The organism is Streptomyces bugieae (genome assembly GCF_036352915.1).
Lineage (GTDB): Bacteria > Actinomycetota > Actinomycetes > Streptomycetales > Streptomycetaceae > Streptomyces > Streptomyces endophytica.
In genome coordinates, this window is record NZ_JAZBJP010000020.1 from 75,286 (window position 1) to 94,196 (window position 18,911).

The window sequence follows — 18,911 nt, forward strand, 5'->3', positions numbered from 1 at the left end:
CCTTCGCACGCCGCTCACCCCTCCCCGAACGAAAGCCGGGCCACCCACTTGGTGTTGAGCACCCCCGGCGCCGCCGGCACGATGATCCGCGCCGGGTAGCCGTGGTCCCGCGACAGCTCCGCGCCGCCCACCCGCAGCGCGAGCAGCGACCGCGGATCGCGCACCTGACTGCCGCTCAGCGCGGCCCGGCGGAACGCGCCGTGCAGCTGGAGCGACTCCACCAGCACTCCCGGCGGCCGGTCGCCGAGGCCCACCAGCGCGGCGAGCTCCCGCAACCGCACCCCGCTCCACAACTGGTCGTCCGTCGACCAGCCCTCCACACAGGCGATCGGCAGCGCCGCCTCGTGCTGCGGCAGCCGCAGCAGTTCGGCGCGGGTCAGCCGCACCCGGCGCCCGCCGCCCTCCACCGTCAGCCGCCAGTCGTCACCGGTGTCCCGCGCCCGGATCCCGACGGCCGCCGCGGTCTTGTTGATCTGGAACCCGTTCGGCCCGCCGCCCGGATCCGCGCCCCCGTGCGGCGCCAGCAGCGCGGTACGCCGCCACCGGCCGCCCAGGCTCTGCCCCGCCGTCGTCACCAGCAACAGCAGCGACCCGGCGCCGACCAGCCCCAGCGCGCCCCGCCGGCTCACCGTCGGCCGGTCCGGACGGACCGCCACCAGCCCGGTCTCGTCGTCCTCCGCCGCCGGATCGGTCCGCTCCCGCAGCGCCCGTACGGTCCGCGGCATCCGCAGCACCACATGGGCCACGAACGCGCCGATGAACACCCACGCGCCGTAGAAGTGCAGCCGGTAGAACGACCCCGGGAAGAGGTACGCCAGCTGGACGTTGAGCAGCCCGGTGACGAACTCGAACAGCGCCCCGCCGACCAGCAACAGCAGCGACAGCCGCTCCAGCGCATCGCCCGCCGACCGTGCCGGCGGCATCCGGAACAGCTTCGGGATCACCGACCACAGCTTCGCCAGCAGCACCGGCACCAGGACGACGCCGAGGGTGACGTGCACCCCCTGGGTCAGGCGGTAGAGCCAGCGCGGGCCGGTGGGCCAGCTGAAGAGGTAGAACCCCAACAGGCCCTTCCCGGGCGTCTGGTCGTTGACGCCACCGGCCAGGTCGGGGTTGTACGCGGCGTACGACAGCAGCCCGGTGACGAACAGCAGGGTGATCCCGGCCAGCAGGACCACGCCGAGCAGCGCGGTCAGCCGCGGGCCGCGCAGCGGACTGCGCCAGAACGCCGGGGAAGTGGGCGGAATCGGACGGGATGAGGCCATGCGCCGACGGTATGCGGGGACCGGCGCCCCGAGCGGGCCGCAACGCATGACGAAAGTCTGACGTCGGCGGAACGGCGCCGCCCCGGCACTCCCGCGGCGGCCTAGCGTGCCGGTGTGACCCACCGCGAGATCCGGCCCGGCCGGGCGGCCGTCCGTCCGGAACCCGACGAGCGCGCCGAGCGCCGCGCCGACCTGCTGGCCGCCGCGGCCGGCGCCCTCCTCGTCGCGCTCGCCGCCGCCATCGGCACCGTCATCGAGCACGCCAACGGCAGCCTGCACGTGAACTGGCCGCCGCTGTACGCCTCGTGGTTCCCGCACCTGGGCCCCGGCACCCCCGCCGCGATCGCCGTCGCCGTCCTCGTGATCGCCTACGGGCCGCCGCTCGCCGCCCGGCTGCCCTGGCGGGCCCTGCTCCTCACCGGCTGGGCCGCCGCCCTCGCCTGGACGACCGCGCTGGCCCTGATCGACGGCTGGCAGACCGGTGTCGCCGGCCGGCTCACCACCGCCTACGAGTACCTGACGGTCATCCACCGCTTCGACGACCTCGGCCCGGCGCTGCGCGGCTTCACCGGACACATCCTCAACAACGCCCCGGACCACTGGCCCGCCCATGTCGCCGGGCACCCGCCGGCCGCGATCCTCACCTTCGTCGGGCTGGACCGCCTCGGCCTGGGCGGCGGCGCCTGGGCCGGCGTCTGGTGCCTGGTCACCGGCACCTCCACCGTGGCCGCGGTCCTGATCGCCCTGCGGGCGCTCACCGACGAGCCCACCGCACGCCGGGCCGCCCCCTACCTCGTGCTGGCCCCGGCCGCCGTATGGGTGGGCACCTCCGCCGACGGCTACTTCGCCGCGGTCGCCGCCTGGTCCCTCGCCCTGCTCGCGCTCGCCGCCACCCGGCACACCCGCCGCGCGGCCGCCGCCCTCGGCTCGGGGCTCCTCCTCGGCCTGACCTGCTACCTCTCCTACGGACTCACCCTGATCGTGCTGATCGCCGCCGCGGTCCTGCTGCTCGCCCGGAGTGCCCGCCCGCTGCCGCTCGTGGCGGCCGGCGCGGCGACCGTCGCGGTGGCCTTCACGCTCTCCGGATTCGACTGGTGGGAGGGGTACCGGCTGCTGGTCCAGCGCTACTACCAGGGCGCCGCGGCGGTCCGCCCGTACGCGTACTGGGTGTGGGGCAACCTGGCCTGCGCCGTGCTGATCACCGGTCTCGCCACCGCCGCCGCGCTGCGGCGCACCCTCGCGGCCGCCCCGGCCGCCCTGCGGCGCCTCCGCCCGCACACCGACGCGCGCACCGGCCCGCCGCCCACCCCGGCGGACCGCCTGACCGTGCTCGTGCTGGCCGCGCTGCTCGCCCTCCTGGTGGCCGATCTCTCCGGGATGAGCAAGGCGGAGACCGAGCGCATCTGGCTCCCCTTCGCGCCCTGGCTGCTGGCGACCTGTGCCCTGCTGCCCGTGTCCCACCGGCGCCGGTGGCTGACGGCCCAGGCCGTGCTCCCGCTCCTGGTCAACCACCTGCTGTACACCGGCTGGTGACGGCGCGGGCGGCATGCCGAAAGGGCCCCGCACCGCCGTCCGGCCAGCTGAGTTCCGGCCGCCGTCAGGCCAGATACGTCCGGGCGGAGTTCACCCGGCCGGGGCGCAGGATGCGGATCGGTCCGAGGTTGCAGGAGGGGCAGTCATTGCGGGTCAGCGGGGACGGAACCCGGACGCCGCGCGCGAAATAGTCGGCCCGTCGGTGGCCCGCCAGATCCGTGGTGTGCCGGATCTCGTACTCCTCCTCCCAGCCGTGTCCGCAGTGCAGACAGACGAACGCATACGCCTCGTGAACCGTCTCGGTGTCCCGTTCCATGATCACCACGCCCTCTCCCCGGCCCCCGCCGCACGGGCGGCGGCGCCGGATGCATGCCGGACCCGGACATGCGGTACCTCCCATTATTGCGCCGTGCAAGGAGGAGCGCGGGGCCGGATTTCCGGGCCGTCCCGGACCGCGGCACGGTCCGGTCCGCGCCCGTCGGCACCGCCCGCGACCAGGCACGATGCCGGGACGGGTATAAATGCGCCATGGGGAACGAGGCAGATCGCGCACGGCGTCCGGGCGGGCCGGCCGCGCCCGGGGACGAACGCGCGCAGGACGGCGGCGAGGACCTCGACCAGGACGTCGAGGAGGTCATCGCCGCCGTGCTGACCGCCTCCCGGCTGCTGGTCGCGATCTCGGCCCGGGCGTTGGCCCGGATCGAGCCCTCGCTCACCCTGCCCCAGCTGCGCACCCTGGTCGTGCTCGACAGCCAGGGCCCGAGCAAGCTCGCCACCCTGGCCGCCGCGCTGGGGGTCAATCCGTCCACCGCGATGCGGATGGTCGACCGGCTCGCGGCGGCCGGCAGCGTCACCCGCAAGGCCAACCCCGGCAACCGCCGGGAGGTCGTACTGGAACTGACCGACGCGGGCCGGGAACTCGTCGCGCAGGTACTCGCCGACCGGCACGCCGAGATCGCCGCGATCGTGGCCCGGCTGCCGGCCGGCCAGCGCGCCGGCCTGGTCGACTCGCTGCGCGCCCTCGCCGACGCCGCGGACGCACCGCCGGTGCCGCCCCGGCCCGCGCCACCGCCCGAACCGGCCGCTCCCTAGCGGGCTGCGGGCCGCGGGCCGCGGGCCGAGGCGGGCCGCCGGACGCTGTGGCGAGGGGCGTCCCGCCGCGCCCGCCCCGTCGCCGCTCAGCCGCTCCGCCCCTCCAGTGCCTGGTACACCGCCTTGACCAGACCGCCGTTGCGCGGGTCGTCGCCCGCCGTCCCGCCGCCGTACTTGTTCATGGTGTACGCGTACGACAGCCGGTTCTCCGGGTCCAGGAAGGCGTACGAACCGCCGGCCCCGCCGTGCCCGAACGCCCTCGGGTTGGGGCCCAGCCGGCACTGGTGGTTGAGCATGTAGCCGAGGCCCCAGCGCAGCTCGAAGCCCGGCGGGGCGAGCGCTCCTATGGCCAGATCGGGCTCCCCGGGCCGGCTCTGCGACCGGCGCATCTCCTCCAGGGTCCCGGTGCCGACCAGCCGGCCACCACCCAGCGCCCCGTACACCGTCGCGAGCCCGTGCGCGGAGGCATGCGCATTGCCGCCCGGGATCTCCGCCGAGCGGTAGGCCGCGCTGTTGACGTCGCCGGTCGGGATGGACACCAGGGAGAGCATGATGACGGCCATCGGATGGTCGTCCAGGGACCGGAACGGCGGCCTCGGCGCACCGGGGAGCCGCTCGGCGAGCAGCGACTCGTCCAGCTGCCCGACCATGTCCGCGCAGGCGGCGTGTTCCTCGGCCGGGGTGCCGATAAACACCCTGGCCCCCAGCGGCTCCGCGATCTCGCTGCGCAGGAACGCCCCCAGGGACTGTCCGGTGATCCGCCGGACGACCTCGCCGACGAGAAAACCGAAGGTCACCGCGTGATAGCCCTGGGCCGTCCCCGGTTCCCACCACGGCTCGGTCGCCGCCAGCACCGCGCAGACCTCGTCCCAGTCGTAGGCGCGACCGGGCGGCAGCGGCGTGCGCGGGGCGATCAGGCCGGAGCGGTGGCTGAGCAGCCAGCGGACGGGTAAGTCCGCCTTGCCGGCCTGCGCGAACTCCGGCCAGTAGCGGGCGACCGGCGCATCGAGGTCCAACTCCCCGCGGTCCACGAGCAGATGGGCGCAGAGCGCCGTCATCCCCTTGGACGTCGAGTAGACGTTGACCAGGGTGTCGCGCTCCCAGTCCCGCGTCCGGTCCGCGTCCTTGTGGCCGCCCCACAGGTCGACCACCGGCTCCCCGTCCAGGGTCACCGTGACCGCGGCCCCGACCTCTCCGTGCCGCCGGAAATTCCGCTCGAATGCCTCCTGCACGCCCGCGAACTCCGGTGCGCAGTGGCCGTTGACGTTGACGGTGGCTGGTCCCACGACTGCCTCTTCTCGCGTCGCCCGGTGCGCTCATCCCGTACGCAGGGGTGTGCGTACGTACGCCTGTACCTGCGAAACGGCGTCCCTACGGGATGATCCGCCCAGTTCGATGCCCATGGCAACCATATGGACCCGGACGGCTGAGACCCGCGTGTCAGGGAGGAGGGGGAGGCGGAGGCCGGGGGCGGGGCGGAGAGGCCGGGAAGGCGGGGGCGGCAGAGGCCGGGAGTCGGGCAGTGGCCGGATCAGGTCCCTGCCGGTACGTACGGGCGCGTCCCACCCGCACCATGGTCATCATGACCACCACCACAGACGAGGCCGACGCGGTCAACGCGGTAGACGCGGCTTGTACGGGCGCCACCGCCATGGGCGATGTCGATGCCGATGCCGACGCGGGCGCCACTGCCCTGGGTGACGCCGATGCCGATGCCGACGCGGGCGCGAGTGCCCTGGGTGACGCCGATGCCGTGGCGGACGGCGGGGGCGGGGGCGCCGGCGCGCCGGTCCGTCCCGTCGAGGCGCTGATCCTCGTCGACATCCAGTCGGCCTTCGTCGCGGGCGAGGACGCCGTGCCGGACGCGGCGCGGGTGCTCGACCGGAGCCGGGATCTGCTGGCCCGGGCCCGTGCCGCCGGGGCCCTCGTCGTCCACCTCCAGAACGACGGCGAGCCCGGGACCGTCGACGCACCGCACACCCCCGGCTGGGAACTCCACCTGCCCGTCGAGCCGGGGCCGCGCGAGATCGTGGTCCGCAAGGCGCAGGACGACGGCTTCGACGGCACGGTGCTGGGCGACCTGCTGGAGGCGGCGGACGCCGGGGGGCTGGCGATCTGCGGGGTGCTCTCCGAGATGTGCGTCGGCGCGACCGCCCGCACGGCCCTGGCCCGCGACTACCGCGTGGTCCTGCCGCACGACGCACACGGCACCTACGACATCCCCGCGGCCCCGGGCATCAGCGGCGTCGTCCCGGCCGCGATGAACGCCCGTGCTGCCGAATGGGCGCTGGGCGACGAGGTCGAGATCGTCGCCCGGGCCGCCGACGTCACCTTCACCGCGCCGGCCCCCGCCCACCTGGAGCGCTGACCCGGCGGGAGCGGTGACCCGTTGGGAGGGCTGACCCGGTGGGAGGGCTGACCCGGCGGGAGCGGTGGCCTGCCGGTAGCGGTCACCCTGCAGGACCGGTGGCCCGGCGGGGCGGGCCTCCGTGCCGCGGCATCCCGGGGCAGCCTCCGCGCCGCGGCATCCCGGGTCAGTTCTGGTTCTTCTCCAGTGCGGTGATGTACGCCCCCATGAAGTGGTCCCGGACGCCGTCCGACGTGGGCGCGAGCAGGTCGGCGGTGTATCCCTTGGCGTGGTCGAAGAGGCCGGTGATCACCGGCATGGTGGAGTGGATCTTGCCCGTGGAGTCGATGTAGCGCAGCGCGGAGACGTGGTGGAAGGCGGGCTCCGGGGGGAGCTGGGGCACGACGTCGTTGTTGTTGACGAAGCGGTACATGCGCTCGGTGAAGGCCGCGTCGAACTCCCGCGTCAGCAGCCGGTCGCAGGTCCGCGGCTGCCCGAAGGTGTAGACGCCGGTGGCCGTCAGATACGGCTCCTCGAAGTGCAGCCGGGCGCCGGCCAGCATCGCCAGCGCACCACCCAGGCTGTGGCCGGTGAACCAGACCGTCTGGCCGTTGTCCCGGAACTCGTGGACGGCGGCGTGGACCTGCGGCCAGACGGACTCCAGCGCCTCGGCGAAGCCGTAGTGGATGTACCCCTTGCCGCCGGGGCCCGGCCACGGCGGGGTCGTCGTGTCGGACAGCCAGTCGCGCATGTTCGCCGGCTCGGTCCCCCGGAAGGCGGTGACGATCATGTCGCGGCCGCCGAGGGTGTAGGCCTGGGTGTCCTCCAGCGGGAACGGTGGCCGGAACGTGGTGTGGTGGTGGCGCACCCGCTCGAAGCCCCATTCCCGGGCGGCTTTGTCGATGGCCGGCTCGTCCTTGTACGCGAGCTCGGCGGCGCGCGCCATGCAGAGCGCATGGCGGACGCTGTAGCGGGTGACCTTCTGGTCGATGACGGTGCTGGTCAACGTGGGCTCCTGGAGATCGAATCGAGGGGGGCGGCCGACCTGCTCGCGGACCGCTCCTGGACGTACGGCGGTGGGGTGCCGGCGGTGCGACGGGAGCAAGAGGCAGCGGGAACAAGGGGTGCGCGGCGCCGGCGGCCGTGGGCGATTACAGAATGCTCGCTGTGATTACTGAGCGTAACTCTCCGAGGGTGTGCCGCGCCGTTGCGCCCGTTTAAACCACTCGTTCGAGCCTCGGGTCGCACAGAGCGGGCCGGGGGGCGAGCCTGGAAGCGTTCGGCTCCCAGAGGAAGGCCCACAGAGGAAGGCCCCACAGTGAACAGCGCGGAACAGGCGTCACACGCGGAACACGTATCGGCCGAGGTGGTGGTGGAACTGGAGAGCTGCGCGACGCAGGACGCGCATGCCGTCTTCAGCGCCCTGCGGACCGCCTTCGCCTCCGACCGGGCCGCCGACGACGTGCCCGAGGAAATGGCGGGGGCCGGGCCGACGGTGTGGACCTCGACCATCGACGTGAGCGAGCACAAGGCCGAGGCCGAGCCCCGGAGGCTGACGGCGCCGGTGCTGGTCAGCCTCCAGGGCGGCTACTGGGCGGTCGACCGGCTGTGCAAGGGCCTGGAGCCGGCGTTCACGGTGCACATCCTCGGCATGGCCGCCGGGGACCAGGAGAAGGAGGTCGAACTCCGCCTGGAATCCCGCTAGCACGGCCTCCGGCCCAGGGCGGCGCCGGAAGCGCGGGCCCGGTGCGGCGCCCGGAAGTCCGGGCCCAGGGCGGGCGCCCGCAAGCCCGGGAAGGCGACCGGCCCCTCGACGGGGGGAACGGCCCCTTCGACGGGGCGACCGGCCCCCTCGACGGGGGAACGGCCCCTTCGACGAGGTGACCGGTCCCTTCGACGGGGAACGGCTCTCCTGACCCGCCCACCCCCCGAAGGGGGGTGGGCGGCGGGGAAAAAACAAAAACGCCACGGCACAACGCAGCGAGGGTGCACGCCACGGGGCGTACGCCACCGGGGTACCGCAAGGTGCGCCACCGGGGAATCCCGAGGGGGAACCGGAGCGAGGAAAGGCAGAAGCGAGTGCAGCCCACCAATCAACCGGCGGACGCCGGAGGGGCGCGGGCGGCCGGCGCCGCGCGTTCCGGGACCGGTGCCGGAACGCGCGCCGGGACGGCCACCGCCGGCCCCGCCCGGTCCGCCGAGGCGGCGGCCGAGCAGAGTTCCGCGCTGGTTCTGCACGTCAACGGAACCGCGTACGAGCTGACCCTGGATCACCGCACCACGGTCCTCGACGTGCTCCGTGAGCACCTCGGTCTCACCGGGGCCAAGAAAGGCTGCGACCACGGGCAGTGCGGCGCCTGCACGGTGCTCGTCGACGGCCGGCGCGCCAACAGCTGTCTGATGCTGGCCGTGGCCCAGGACGGACGGCACATCACCACCATCGAGGGGCTGGCGCACGGGGAGCGGCTGCATCCGCTCCAGGAGGCGTTCGTGGAGCGGGACGCGCTGCAGTGCGGCTACTGCACGCCGGGCCAGATCTGCTCGGCCGTGGGAGTGCTCCAGGAGGCGGCCGACGGCTTCCCGTCCCACGTCACACCGGCCGACGCACCCCAGGGCGGGCCGGTGCCGCTGACCGTCGAGGAGATCCGCGAGCGGATGAGCGGCAACCTGTGTCGCTGCGGGGCGTACCCCCGGATCGTCGAGGCGGTCCATGACGTCTCCACCGACCAGGGGGTGGCGTCATGAAGCCGTTCGGATACCTGCGCGCGACGAGCGTCGAGGAGGCCGTACGGGCCGCCGAGGGCCGGCCGGGAGCCCGCTTCCTCGGCGGGGGCACCAACCTCGTCGACCTGATGAAACTGGGCGTGGAGCGGCCCGGTCTGCTCATCGACGTCACCCGGCTGCCGCTGGACCACATCGAGGAACTGCCGGACGGCGGGCTCCGCGTCGGGGCGATGGTCAGCAACAGCGCCCTGGCCGCGGCGGCCCCCGTGCGCGAGCGCTACCCGGTGCTGTCGCAGGCGGTGCTGTCCGGCGCCTCGGGCCAGCTGCGCAACACCGCGACCACCGGGGGCAATCTGCTGCAGCGCACCCGCTGCCTGTATTTCCAGGACGTCTCCAAGCCCTGCAACAAGCGTGAGCCGGGGACCGGCTGTCCGGCCCGTGAGGGCATCCACCGCGACCTCGCCGTACTGGGCCACTCCCCGCACTGCGTCGCCACCCAGCCCTCCGACATGGCCGTGGCCCTGGCCGCCCTCGACGCGACCGTCCACCTGCACGGCCCGGACGGCGACCGGAGCGTGCCGGTGACCGAGTTCCACCGGCTGCCCGGCGACCACCCCGAGCAGGACACCGTCATCCGGCCCGGCGAACTGATCACCGCCGTGCAGCTGCCGCCCGCGGACCGCGGGGCGCGGTCCCGCTACCGCAAGGCCCGCGACCGCGCGTCGTTCGCCTTCGCGCTCGCCTCCGTCGCCGCCGTGCTGGACGTCCGGGACGGTGTCGTACGGCGCGCCGCGCTGGCGTTCGGCGGGCTCGCGCACCGGCCGTGGCGGGCCCGCGCGGCCGAAGAGGTGCTGCGGGACGCCCCCGCCACCGAGGACACCTTCGCCCGCGCCGCCGAGGCCGAACTCGCCGCCGCCGAGCCGCTGCGCGACAACGGGTTCAAGGTCCCGCTGGCCCGCAACCTCGCCGTCGCCGTGCTGACCGAACTGGCGGCCCCACCCGCCCGCGGCTGACCTCCACCCATCCCAGGACCCACCAGGGTCTCCAGGAGCACCCAAGGACCCGCCCATGAGCCCCCACACCTTCCCGCTCGGCCCACCCCCGTACCCCCTGGGCGAACCGCTCGTCCGGCGGGAGGGCCGGGAGAAAGTCACCGGAGCCGCCCGTTACGCGGCCGAACACACCCCGCCCGGCTGCGCCTACGGCTGGCCGGTCGCCGCGGGCATCCCGCGCGGCCGGGTCGCCGCCGTGGACACCGCGGAGGCGCTCGCGCTGCCCGGGGTGATCACGGTGCTCACGCACGAGAACGCACCCCGGCTGGCCGCCGCCGAGGACCCGACGCTGTCGGTGCTCCAGGAGGACCGGGTGCCGCACCGCGGCTGGTACGTGGCGCTCGCCGTCGCCGACACCCTCGAAACGGCGCGGGCGGCCGCCGAGGCCGTCCGGGTGACGTACGAGACCGACGACGGCGCCGACGTCCTGCTGCGGGCCGACCACCCGCGGCTGTACGAGCCGGAGGAGGTCAACGGCGGGTATCCGGGGACGCGGGAACGCGGCGACTTCGAGGGGGCGTTCGCCGCCGCGCCGGTCACCGTGGACGCGACCTACCACGTGCCCCCGCTGCACAACCACCCGATGGAGCCGCACGCCTCGACCGCGCACTGGAGCGAGGGGCATCTGACGGTCTACGACTCGAACCAGGGGGCCACCAAGGCGTGTGAGGACCTGGCCGCCCTCTTCAAGCTCGACAAGAGCGAGATCACCGTCGTCTCCGAACACGTCGGCGGCGGCTTCGGCTCCAAGGGGACGCCGCGCCCGCAGGTCGTCCTGGCCGTGATGGCCGCGCGCCACACCGGGCGGCCGGTCAAGGTCTCCGTGCCGCGCCGGGAGATGCCCGCCGTGGTCGGCCACCGCGCCCCGACGATCCAGCGGGTGCGGCTGGGCGCCGGCAACGACGGCGTGATCACCGCGCTGTCCCACGAGAGCGCCACCCACACCTCCACCGTCACCGAGTTCGTCGAGCAGGCCGCGGTGCCGGCCCGCGTCATGTACGCCTCGCCGAACAGCCGCACCGTGCACCGCGTCGTCCCGCTCGACGTACCGACCCCCTCGTGGATGCGCGCCCCGGGCGAGTGCCCCGGCATGTACGCCCTGGAGTCCGCCATGGACGAACTCGCCGTCCAGCTGGGCATCGACCCGATCGAACTGCGGATGCGCAACGAACCGGACACCGAGCCGGACAGCGACCGGGCCTTCAGCAGCCGGCACCTCATGGGCTGTCTGCGCGACGGCGCCGAGCGGTTCGGCTGGTCGCCGCGCGACCCGCGCCCCGGCGTGCGCCGCGAGGGCGATCTGCTGCTCGGCACCGGTGTCGCCGCGTCCACCTACCCCGTCCTGATCGTCGGTTCCGACGCCGAGGCGCACGCCGACCGCGACGGCACCTTCCGGATCCGGGTGAACGCCACCGACATCGGTACCGGCGCCCGTACCGTCCTCGCGCAGATCGCCGCCGGCGCGCTGATGGCCCCGGAGGACCGGGTCCGGATCGAGATCGGCAACAGCGATCTGCCGCCCGCGATGCTGGCCGGCGGCTCGGCCGGCACCGGCTCGTGGGGCTGGGTGGTCCACAAGGCGTGCACGGCGCTGCGGGCACGGCTGCGGGACCACGTCGGGCCGCTGCCGGCCGACGGGTTCACGGTCGCCGCCGACACCCGCCAGGAGAACTCCGAGCGGTCCCCGTACGCCCGGCACTCGTTCGGTGCCACCTTCGCCGAGGTGCAGGTCGACACGGTAACCGGGGAGATCCGGGTGCGCCGCCTGACGGGCGTGTTCGCGACCGGCCGCATCCTCAACCCCCGTACCGCGCGCTCCCAGTTCATCGGCGGGATGACCATGGGCCTGGGCATGGCGCTCACCGAGGGCAGCGAGATGGACCCGGAGTTCGGCGGCTTCGCCGGGTGCGATCTGGCCGGCTACCACGTGCCGGCCTGCGCCGACGCGCCACGGATCGAGGCGTACTGGGTCGAGGAGGAGGATCCGCACCTCAACCCCATGGGCAGCAAGGGCATCGGCGAGATCGGCATCGTGGGCACCGCGGCGGCCGTCACCAACGCCGTGTGGCACGCGACTGGAGTAAGGCTGCGCGACATTCCGCTCACCCCGGACAAGGTGCTGCCCCACTTGTGAGCGGGCCGTATCAGGTGAGCGCCGGGGACCCGGTGGCCGCTGAGCTGTTGCGGGCCCCCGGTGGGCGGGCCAGCATGACACATGACCCATACGTACCAGATGCTCACTCTTCGTGTTCGGGGTTCGTTGGTCCAACGAGGTGAAGGACGTGAGCCTCTCGCGGTGAGGAGCCACGACATGAGACTTCCCAGCGACCGGCACTACACGGTCGAACTGCATGCTTCGGCGGAGCGCGTGCCGCAGATCCAGCGGATTCTTGCCGCGCACCTGAGGTATTGGGACCTCGAGCTCCATATCCCGCCCGTATGCCGGGGAGTCGCGGAACTCCTGACCAACGTCCATCGCCACATCGGCCCGGAGGCCCGCTGCGTCGTCGAACTCCGCTGGTCCGGCCGCAATCTGACGACCTCCGTCGCCGACGAGGGCCCGCGGCTGCCGAAGCTGCTGAGCGCCGCCGGCGGCGGGCTCTCCCGGGTCGCCGCGCTCAGCGACAGCTGGGGCACCTGCGGCACCCCCGACGGCAAGGTCATCTGGTTCACCCGGCGCGTCGAGGCGACCCGCAAGACGCGGCTGGCCGGCCGCGTCCCGCTGCGCAGCGTGCCCGACGAGAAGGGCCGGCCGGCGGTCCCCCCGGTCGTCCCGGCCGAACCGCTCGCCGAGCCCGCCCGCCTCGCCTGATACGTCCGCGACAGGGCGGGGCCACGGTCACCGAACCCGGCGAGGCGTCCGCCACGGCGCGTCCCGGCACGCCTCGCCCACCGGCCGATATCCGCCCCCGCGGCGGCAGTTGAGCCGGACGCCGGCCGTCCGCTGCGGTTACGATCGCGGTATGGCAACGGCCCGGAGCCTCAACGGCGCGCGACGGCACCGCCCTTCGGCGGTCCCGTTCCCGCTGCTGTGGCTGGCCGCGCTGCTGCTCGGCGTGCTCGTCGCCCACGGTGCGCGGGCGGAGAGCCCCGAGGTCCGCCCGGTGAGCGCCGTTCCGGTCGCGGCCGCCGCGGCCGCCGGCCCCGGCACCTGGCTCGCCCCCGAGGACGCCGGACCCACGGAGCCCCGGCACCACCCCGGCGGCCACCACTCCGACGAGTTCTGCCTCGCCGGCCAGCCCCAGCAGGGCGGCCCGGTGGCGTCCCCGTGCGCCCGCCCGCTGACCGGCCCGACCCGCCCCGCGCCGGTACCGGTCCGCTTCGGCCGCCTTCCCGGCACCTCCGCCGCCCTTCCGCCGCCGAGCGGCGCCCCCGCCTCCGTGGTGCGGCAGGTCTAGATTCCGGCCACTTCCGGACCCAGCCCTGCCGTTCCCGCCTGCCCGCGACCCTGAGCGCCCGCTCCGGCCGCGCCGCGGCGGCAGCCCTACGGAGGCCCCGTGCCCTGCCGCGCCCTCGTCCCGTTCCGCATGCCGACCTTCCGCACGCGGTCCCGCACGCCGTCCCGTGCGCCGTCCGCTGCACCACCCCGTGTTCCGCTCCGGCTGACACCGCTGGTGCTGCTGTGCGTCGGCCTGCTGTCGGTGCTGTTCCCCTGTGCCACCGGTGTGGGCGGGCACCACCACGCGGCCGGTCCGCGGGCGGTCGCGGCCGCGCCGGGGCCGTCCGTGCCCCCGGTGGCCTGGGCGCCGCCGGAAGCGGGGGAGGGCGGCGGGCACCCGGCCGACGCGTGCCTGCCCGGGCCGTCCGGTCAGGTCCCGCAGGGACGTACCGCCGCGGGCGCGCCGACGGCCGCCGCGCTGCCCGGTGTCCTCGGGGGAGCGGTGTGCTGGACGGGCGCCCAACCGGCCACCGCGGAACGGGCGGACGGCCGGCCCGGAACGGAGCGGGGCGGCCGGGCGACTCTGCACGCCCTGTGCCGGTGCCGGAGATAGGAGCCCGTGGCCGCGCCGGCCTTCCGTGCCGGCGCGGGACGAGCGTCCCTGTCCTCCTCACACCGAACGCGAGTGAGTCATGCACCCACTTCCCACGACCACCGGCCACGGACTCCACGGCCACCCCGAACCCGGACCCGCGGCCCCGGTCCCCATCCCGGCCCCGGCCCGCGCGGGGAGCCCGGCCGCCCCCGCCGCCGGCATCCCCGGCCTGGTGGGCAACACCCCCGTTCTGTACGTCTCCGAGCCGCTCACCCCGCCCGGCCGCGGCTTCTGGGCCAAGCTCGAAGGCCGCAACCCGGGCGGCATCAAGGACCGGCCGGGCCTGCACATGGTCGAACGCGCCCGGACCCGCGGCGAGTTGCGGCCCGGCGCCCGGATCATCGAATCCACCAGCGGCACCCTCGGCCTCGGCCTGGCGCTCGCCGGAATGGTCCACGGCCACCCGGTCAGCCTGGTCACCGACCCCGGTCTGGAACCCTCGATGACCCGGTTGCTGACCGCCTACGGCGCACACGTCGAGCTGGTCGCGGAACCGCATCCCACCGGAGGCTGGCAGCAGGCCCGCCGCGACCGGGTCGCCCAGCTGCTCGCCGCCCACCCCGGCTCCTGGTACCCCGACCAGTACCACAACCCCGACAACACCACCGCCTACCTGCCGCTCGCCCTCGAACTCGCCGCCCAGCTGGGCCACATCGACGTCCTGGTGTGCAGCGTGGGCACCGGCGGGCACTCCGCCGGCGTCTCCCGGGTCCTGCGCCAGCTCTACCCGGACCTGCGGCTGGTCGGCGTCGACACCATCGGCTCGACCATCTTCGGCCAGCCCGCCCGGCCCCGGCTGATGCGCGGGCTGGGCTCCAGCATCCATCCGCGCAACGTCGCCTACGACCAGTTCAGCGAGGTGCACTGGGTCGCGCCGGGCGAGGCGGTGTGGACCTGCCGCAGGCTGGCCTCCTCGCACTACGCCACCGGCGGCTGGAGCGTCGGCGCGGTGGCGCTGGTCGCCGGCTGGCTCGCCCGGACCGAGCCGCCCGGCACCCGTATCGCGGCCGTCTTCCCGGACGGACCGCAGCGCTATCTGAGCACGGTCTACGACGACGAGTTCTGCGCCGCCCACGGGCTGCTCGACGCCCCGCCGGCGGACGGGCCGGAGACGCTGTGCCGGCCGGGGGAGCGGGAGGTGACGGCCTGGAGCCGGTGCGCCGAGGTCGTCGATCCGCTCGGCGGGCTGCCCGGGGCGCCGGAGGTGGTCCGGTGAAGGGCACGCTCGCCCAGCTGCGTTCCTACGAGCGCAGCGCCCAGCTGCTGATGGTCAATCAGTTCACCATCAACCTGGGCTTCTACATGCTGATGCCCTATCTGGCCGCGCATCTGTCCGGGACGCTCGGACTCGCCGGCTGGCTGGTCGGACTGGTCCTGGGGGTACGCAACTTCAGTCAGCAGGGGATGTTCCTGGTCGGCGGCACACTGGCCGACCGGTTCGGCTACAAGCCGCTGATCGTGGCCGGCTGCGTGCTGCGCACGCTGGGCTTCGCGACCCTCGGACTGGTGGACTCGCTGCCCGCGCTGCTCGCGGCCTCCGCGGCGACCGGGCTGGCCGGGGCGCTGTTCAACCCGGCGGTCCGGGCCTATCTGGCGGCGGCGACGGGGGACCGCAGGCTGGAGGCGTTCGCCCTCTTCAACGTCTTCTACCAGGCGGGGATCCTGCTCGGCCCGCTGGTCGGCATGGTGCTGACCGGCGCCGGCTTCCGGGTCACCTGCCTGGTGGCGGCGGGGGTCTTCGCGCTGCTGAGCGTCGTGCAGATCCGTGCGCTGCCGGCCCACGGCGGCCGGGCGGAGCGGGAGCGCGCCGCCGGCCGGCACACCGGTGTGCTCGCGCAGTGGCGGGGCGTCCTGGCCAACCGGCCGTTCCTGCTCTTCTCCGCCGCCATGACCGGCTCGTACGTGCTGTCCTTCCAGGTCTACCTGGCACTGCCGCTGGAGGTGAAACGGCTGGGCGGCGAGGGCCCGTTCGGCACCGCGGCGGTGGCCGCGCTGTTCGCCGTCTCGGGGCTGAGCACGATCCTGGGGCAGACCCGGGTGACCCGATGGTGCAAGGCCCGGATGCCGGCCGGCCGGGCGCTCGCGTGGGGCCTGCTCACCATGGCGCTGGCGTTCCTGCCCCTGCTGGCCGCCACCGCGCTGCCGGTCCCGGACGCCGGCGCCGGGCGCTGGGCGCTCGCGGCCGTCCCGCCGGCGCTGTCCGCGCTGCTGCTCGCGGTCGGCACGATGATCACCTACCCGTTCGAGATGGACACCATCGTCCGGCTCTCCGGTGACCGCCTTGTCGCCACCCACTACGGGCTCTACAACACCTTCTGCGGGATCGGGATAACCCTGGGCAACCTGCTGACCGGTGCCGCCCTGGACGCCTCCCGGTCGGCCGGTCTGCCCGCATTGCCCTGGCTCGTCCTGCCCGCGCTGGGTCTGGCGTGTGGCGCGGCCCTCCTCGGGCTGCACCGCACCGGGCGGCTGACCCGCCACGGCGGCCCGGCGGTGGTGCCGGGCTGACCCACCCGGTGGCCGCCCGGATCCCGGTACGCACGGGGCGGCCACCGGCCCAGGTCACCGGGCAGCCTTCGGCCCCGGTCACCGAGCGGGCCCCGCGCCCGTCTCTCCCGACCGTTCCGACCAGGGAGTTCGCTGTTCGTACGGCGATCCGTCACACATGTGACACCCCCCCTTCCCTGGCGCTCGTTCCTCTTGGAACACTCTGCTGACGTCTGTCACCGCACAGCACCTCACACAACCGAACAGCACCGTCCCCCCATTCCCCAGCCCCCCATATCGCGAGGTCCTCAGACTCATGGCTGAACTCAATCGGCGGCGATTCCTCCAGATCGCCGGTGCCACCGCGGGCGTTTCGGCGCTGTCCAGCAGCATCGCCCGGGCCGCCGCCATCCCCGCCACCCGCAACTCCGGCTCCATCAAGGACATCGAGCACGTCGTGGTGCTCATGCAGGAGAACCGATCCTTCGACCACTACTTCGGCTCCCTGAAGGGCGTCCGGGGCTTCGGCGACCCGCGCCCGGTCATCCTGGAGAGCGGCAAGTCCGTATGGCACCAGCCGGACGGCGGCAAGGACGTCCTGCCGTACCACCCCGACGCCGACAACCTCGGCATGCAGTTCATCGAGGGCCTCAACCACGACTGGGCCGGCGGCCACAAGGCCTGGAACAACGGCAAGTACGACAGCTGGATCCCCGCCAAGGGCACCGGCACGATGGCCTATCTGACCCGCAAGGACATCCCGTTCCACTACGCGCTGGCCGACGCGTTCACCATCTGCGACGCGTACCACTGCTCGATCATCGGGGCCACCGACCCCAACCGCTACTACATGTTCTCCGGCCACGTCGGCAACGACGGCTCCGGCGGCGGCCCGGTCCTGGGCAACGAAGAGGCCGGCTACAGCTGGACGACGTACCCGGAGCGGCTGGAGAAGGCCGGGATCTCCTGGAAGGTCTACCAGGACATCGGTGACGGCCTGGACGCCAACGGCAAGTGGGGCTGGATCGAGGACGCCTACCGCGGCACCTTCGGCGACAACTCGCTGCTCTTCTTCAACCAGTACCGCGACGCCAAGCCCGGCGACCCGCTCTACGACAAGGCCCGCACCGGCACCAACGCCAAGGCGGGCGACGGCTACTTCGACCAGCTCAAGGCCGACGTCAAGGCCGGCAAGCTGCCCCAGGTCTCCTGGATCGCCGCCCCCGAGGCGTTCTCCGAGCACCCCAACTGGCCCGCCAACTACGGCGCCTGGTACGTCTCCCAGGTCCTGGACGCGCTCACCTCCAACCCCGAGGTGTGGAGCAAGACCGCCCTGTTCATCACGTACGACGAGAACGACGGGTACTTCGACCACGTCATCCCGCCGTACCCGCCGGCCTCCGCCGACCAGGGCCTGTCCACCGTGGACACCACGCTCGACTACTTCGGCGGCAACGCGTCCTACTCCGCGGGCCCCTACGGCCTCGGCCAGCGCGTGCCGATGCTCGTCGTCTCGCCCTGGAGCACCGGTGGTTACGTCTGCTCCGAGACGTTCGACCACACCTCCATCATCCGGTTCCTGGAGCGCCGCTTCGGGGTGCACGAGCCCAACATCTCGCCCTGGCGGCGGGCCATCTGCGGCGACCTGACCTCGGCCTTCGACTTCTCCCTGGAGAACACCAAGCCGGCCGCGCTGCCGGACACCGACGGCTACCAGCCGCCGGACCGGGACCGGCACGACAGCTACGTCCCCAAGCCGCCGGCCAACCCCGTGCTGCCCAAGCAGGAGCCCGGCTCCCGGCGGTCCCGCCCGCTGCCGTACGCGCCGCTGGTCGACGGCGCCGGCACCGCGTCCACCGGGCGCTTCGCGCTCACCTTCAGCGCCGGCGACCGGGCCGGCGCCTGCTTCACCGTCACCGCGGGCAACCGCACCGACGGCCCCTGGACGTACACCACGGAGGCCGGCAAGAAGATCTCCGACACCTGGAACACCGCCTACTCCAAGGGCGTCTACGACCTGTCCGTCTTCGGGCCGAACGGCTTCCTGCGCACCTTCAAGGGCGACGGCAAGAAGAAGGGCCCCGAGGTGACCGCCCGTCATGACGCGGCCACCGGGCGCCTGGTCCTCACGCTGACCAACCCCGGCAGCACGACCGCCCACCTCACCGTCACCAACGCCTACGGCGGTGCCGCGCAGACCTACCCGGTCCGCGCCGGCGCCACCGTCAAGCAGGAGATCGACCTGCGGGCGAGCAAGCGCTGGTACGACCTGTCGGTCACCTCCGACACCGACAAGACCTTCCTGCGCCGGTTCGCCGGCCACGTGGAGAACGGCCAGGTCGGCGTCAGCGACCCGGCGATCATCACCGGCTGACGG

At 73.9% G+C, this 18,911-nt stretch carries 17 protein-coding genes; 13 read left to right on the forward strand and 4 right to left on the reverse strand.

All coding sequences use genetic code 11. The features are described 5' to 3' along the window. Window positions 1-14: 14 nt before the first annotated feature. Window positions 15-1,265 (reverse strand): molybdopterin-dependent oxidoreductase, encoded by a 1,251-nt coding sequence (locus tag V2J85_RS26100; RefSeq protein WP_330822901.1) that lies wholly within the window; start codon window positions 1,263-1,265, stop codon window positions 15-17. A 114-nt stretch (window positions 1,266-1,379) separates the two neighbouring features. Between V2J85_RS26100 and V2J85_RS26105 the strand changes: the two genes are divergently transcribed. Beyond that, window positions 1,380-2,798 carry a hypothetical protein gene (locus tag V2J85_RS26105; protein ID WP_330822902.1) on the forward strand — a complete coding sequence of 473 codons (1,419 nt, stop codon included), beginning with the start codon at window positions 1,380-1,382 and terminating at the stop codon, window positions 2,796-2,798. A gap of 64 nt (window positions 2,799-2,862) precedes the next feature. Here V2J85_RS26105 and V2J85_RS26110 read toward each other — a convergent pair whose 3' ends face one another. Next, window positions 2,863-3,114: a hypothetical protein gene (locus tag V2J85_RS26110; protein WP_261957377.1), complete on the reverse strand. Its 252-nt coding sequence runs from the start codon at window positions 3,112-3,114 to the stop codon at window positions 2,863-2,865. Between the two features lie 212 nt (window positions 3,115-3,326). On the opposite strand from V2J85_RS26110, the gene V2J85_RS26115 reads away from it, so the two are divergent. Then, window positions 3,327-3,890, forward strand: coding sequence for a MarR family winged helix-turn-helix transcriptional regulator (locus tag V2J85_RS26115; protein ID WP_330822903.1), 564 nt, complete (start codon window positions 3,327-3,329; stop codon window positions 3,888-3,890). 86 nt (window positions 3,891-3,976) lie between these two features. Here the strand turns inward: V2J85_RS26115 and V2J85_RS26120 are convergent, their stop codons facing one another. After that, the gene (locus V2J85_RS26120; RefSeq protein WP_261955064.1) at window positions 3,977-5,176 is read right to left on the reverse strand and encodes a serine hydrolase domain-containing protein; all 1,200 of its coding nucleotides are present in this window, start codon (window positions 5,174-5,176) and stop codon (window positions 3,977-3,979) included. A gap of 467 nt (window positions 5,177-5,643) precedes the next feature. Between V2J85_RS26120 and V2J85_RS26125 the strand changes: the two genes are divergently transcribed. Beyond that, window positions 5,644-6,258, forward strand: coding sequence for an isochorismatase family protein (locus V2J85_RS26125; protein ID WP_261957376.1), 615 nt, complete (start codon window positions 5,644-5,646; stop codon window positions 6,256-6,258). Window positions 6,259-6,424: 166 nt separating this feature from the next. Here the strand turns inward: V2J85_RS26125 and V2J85_RS26130 are convergent, their stop codons facing one another. Next, window positions 6,425-7,243: a lipase family protein gene (locus V2J85_RS26130; RefSeq protein WP_330822904.1), complete on the reverse strand. Its 819-nt coding sequence runs from the start codon at window positions 7,241-7,243 to the stop codon at window positions 6,425-6,427. A gap of 312 nt (window positions 7,244-7,555) precedes the next feature. On the opposite strand from V2J85_RS26130, the gene V2J85_RS26135 reads away from it, so the two are divergent. The 10 genes from V2J85_RS26135 (at window position 7,556) to V2J85_RS26180 (ending at window position 18,908) form a co-directional block, all read left to right on the forward strand. Further along, window positions 7,556-7,942, forward strand: a complete 387-nt coding sequence (locus V2J85_RS26135) for a hypothetical protein (RefSeq protein WP_261955062.1) — start codon at window positions 7,556-7,558, stop codon at window positions 7,940-7,942. Between the two features lie 521 nt (window positions 7,943-8,463). Further along, window positions 8,464-8,982 carry a (2Fe-2S)-binding protein gene (locus V2J85_RS26140; protein WP_261957375.1) on the forward strand — a complete coding sequence of 173 codons (519 nt, stop codon included), beginning with the start codon at window positions 8,464-8,466 and terminating at the stop codon, window positions 8,980-8,982. Beyond that, window positions 8,979-9,974: an FAD binding domain-containing protein gene (locus tag V2J85_RS26145; RefSeq protein WP_330822905.1), complete on the forward strand. Its 996-nt coding sequence runs from the start codon at window positions 8,979-8,981 to the stop codon at window positions 9,972-9,974. The genes V2J85_RS26140 and V2J85_RS26145 overlap by 4 nt, the downstream gene beginning before the upstream one ends. A gap of 55 nt (window positions 9,975-10,029) precedes the next feature. After that, window positions 10,030-12,147 carry a xanthine dehydrogenase family protein molybdopterin-binding subunit gene (locus tag V2J85_RS26150; RefSeq protein WP_330822906.1) on the forward strand — a complete coding sequence of 706 codons (2,118 nt, stop codon included), beginning with the start codon at window positions 10,030-10,032 and terminating at the stop codon, window positions 12,145-12,147. Between the two features lie 177 nt (window positions 12,148-12,324). Beyond that, entirely contained in the window at window positions 12,325-12,825 is a 501-nt protein-coding gene (locus tag V2J85_RS26155) for an ATP-binding protein (protein ID WP_261955059.1), read from the forward strand. A 151-nt stretch (window positions 12,826-12,976) separates the two neighbouring features. Then, window positions 12,977-13,411, forward strand: a complete 435-nt coding sequence (locus tag V2J85_RS26160; RefSeq protein ID WP_330822907.1) for a hypothetical protein — start codon at window positions 12,977-12,979, stop codon at window positions 13,409-13,411. Between the two features lie 99 nt (window positions 13,412-13,510). Beyond that, on the forward strand, window positions 13,511-14,005 hold the full coding sequence (locus tag V2J85_RS26165) for a hypothetical protein (RefSeq protein WP_330822908.1): 495 nt from the start codon (window positions 13,511-13,513) through the stop codon (window positions 14,003-14,005). Between the two features lie 79 nt (window positions 14,006-14,084). Then, window positions 14,085-15,263, forward strand: a complete 1,179-nt coding sequence (locus V2J85_RS26170; RefSeq protein WP_330822910.1) for a PLP-dependent cysteine synthase family protein — start codon at window positions 14,085-14,087, stop codon at window positions 15,261-15,263. Beyond that, entirely contained in the window at window positions 15,260-16,555 is a 1,296-nt protein-coding gene (locus tag V2J85_RS26175) for an MFS transporter (protein WP_261955055.1), read from the forward strand. Before V2J85_RS26170 ends, V2J85_RS26175 begins: the two co-directional genes overlap by 4 nt. A 295-nt stretch (window positions 16,556-16,850) precedes the next feature. Continuing rightward, on the forward strand, window positions 16,851-18,908 hold the full coding sequence (locus V2J85_RS26180; protein ID WP_330822911.1) for a phosphocholine-specific phospholipase C: 2,058 nt from the start codon (window positions 16,851-16,853) through the stop codon (window positions 18,906-18,908). The last annotated feature ends 3 nt before the right edge of the window (window positions 18,909-18,911 follow it).